At 74.0% G+C, this 1,865-nt stretch carries 2 protein-coding genes; both read right to left on the bottom strand.

Annotated elements, in window-relative coordinates; genetic code table 11:
* Positions 1-177: 177 nt before the first annotated feature.
* Entirely contained in the window at positions 178-696 is a 519-nt protein-coding gene (locus tag F3J10_RS35460) for a disulfide bond formation protein B (protein WP_013696970.1), read from the bottom strand.
* A 225-nt stretch (positions 697-921) separates the two neighbouring features.
* Positions 922-1,865, bottom strand: a 944-nt coding sequence (locus tag F3J10_RS35455) for an amidase (RefSeq protein WP_167244032.1), incomplete at its 5' end; no start/stop codon positions are given.

Here is a 1,865-nt window from a genome sequence, read left to right as displayed (position 1 = left end):
GACGGACCCGGCCGACGCGCGGCGAAGGCCGCCGCGCGGGGCAGGCGCGGCCGCCGGGGCGGGCCGCGATGCGACTGGAGGGACGGGGCCCGGCGGGCCCCGGCGAGACTTAGGTGTTTACGCCGAACGGCGTGCGCGGCGTGCCCGGGGCCGCCGCGCGAGGCGCGTGGAACGGGCTCAGACCCCGCGCGCGATGCGGCGGCGGTTGCGCACCAGGCTGCCGGCCACGGCCAGAAAGATCACCACGAAGCCGATCGCGGCCCAGCCCGGCAGCAGGATGCCGAGGATCGGCGGGTAGGCCGTCTCGCAGAGGCCGGCCACCTTGAACACGCTCGGCAGCCAGTGCGCGGGCGGCAGGCTGTCGACGATCGGCTGCAGCGTGTCGAAACCGCAGCTGAAGCCCGGGTGCAGCTGGATCTGCAGGTGGTGCAGGGCGGTGCCGGCGCCGGCCAGCGCGGCGATCACGATCAGCAATTCGATCACGGCGAGGCTGCGCCAGCTGCGCAGGCCGGTGCCGAGGAAGGAGAAGATCGCGATCAGCGCGAAGAAGTAGCGCTGGATGATGCACAGCGGGCAGGGATCCTCGCCCTTGACGAACTGCAGGTACAGCGCGCCCGCCAGCAGGGCGACGCAGACGACGCCGAGCAGCGTCAGGAGGCGGCGCTCGCGGCGCAGCGACAGCGAGAAATCGTTCATCGGTGGTCGGTCCCGAAAATGGAGTGGTCGGATTTTATCGCGAACGGGCCGCTGTTTTCGTGCGCCGGGCGGGATTTCCGGGCGGAAGCTGGCTCGCGGTGGCAGTGTCGGGCGCGCAAGCTGGCGCGGCGGTTGGCCGGGCGCCAGGCTCGTGTGCTGTGGTCGAGGCCGTCGCCGCCAAGGCGGCGGCTCCAGCCGCGGCCTGCATGCCCCCGCCCCGCGGATTCAGCGAATCGCCGCCAGCACCGCCTCGACCGCCTGGCCGATCGCCAGCAGGGCATCGTCGCGATGCGGGCCGGCGGCCAGCATCAGCCCGACCGGCGCCGCGTCGCGCGGATGGCAGGGCACCGACAGCGCGCAGGCGTCGAGGAAGTTGAAGGCGCTCGGGTTGCGCAGGATCAGCGCGTTGGTGCGCCCGAAGGCCTCGTCGTCGGCTTCCAGCTCGGCGATGCGCGGCGGCACCACCGGCACGGTCGGCGCCAGCACCGCGTCGACGCGCGACCAGAGCGTCTGCTCGGCCTCGTCGAGCATGGCGGCGCGCGCGGCGATCAGGTCCAGGTAGTCGGCCGCGCTGGCCGTCTCGCCCTTGAGGATGCGCGCCAGCACGCGCGGATCGTACTGGTCGCGCCGATTGGCCAGCAGCGGCCGGTGCCAGGCATAGGCCTCGATCGGCGAGAAGCCGAAGCGGTTGATCTCGGGCAGGCGGTCGAGCGGGGCGAAACGCAGGTCGGAGACGATCGCGCCGGCCGCCTCGAGATGGCGCAGCGCGGCGTCGAAGGCGGCGCCGACCTCGGCATCCATGCCGTCCGTCACATAATGATTGAGCACCCCGAGCCGCACGCCTTCGAGCGGCCGCGCGGCCGGCACGCGCGGCGCCAGGCCGGCGAGGATCCGGTCGACCAGCGCGCAGCAGGCCACCGAGACGCCGATCGGCCCGAACGAGTCGAGCGTGGTCGACAACGGCACGCCGCCCGAGCGCGGCACGCGGCTGGCGGTCGGCTTGAAGCCGGTCAGGCCGCAGAGCGCGGCGGGGATGCGGATCGAGCCGCCGGTGTCGGTGCCCAGCGCGACCGCGGCCATGCCGTCGGCGACCGAGGCGGCCGCGCCCGACGAGGAGCCGCCGGTGATCCGCGCGTCGCCCGCCACCTCGCGCCGGTAGGGCGAGCGCG

The sequence above is a fragment of the Burkholderia sp. Cy-637 genome (assembly GCF_011753175.1).
GTDB classification, from domain to species: Bacteria; Pseudomonadota; Gammaproteobacteria; order Burkholderiales; family Burkholderiaceae; genus Burkholderia; species Burkholderia gladioli.
The sequence above is the reverse complement of the archived record's forward strand: the minus strand, read 5'-3'. Positions and strand labels throughout refer to the sequence as shown.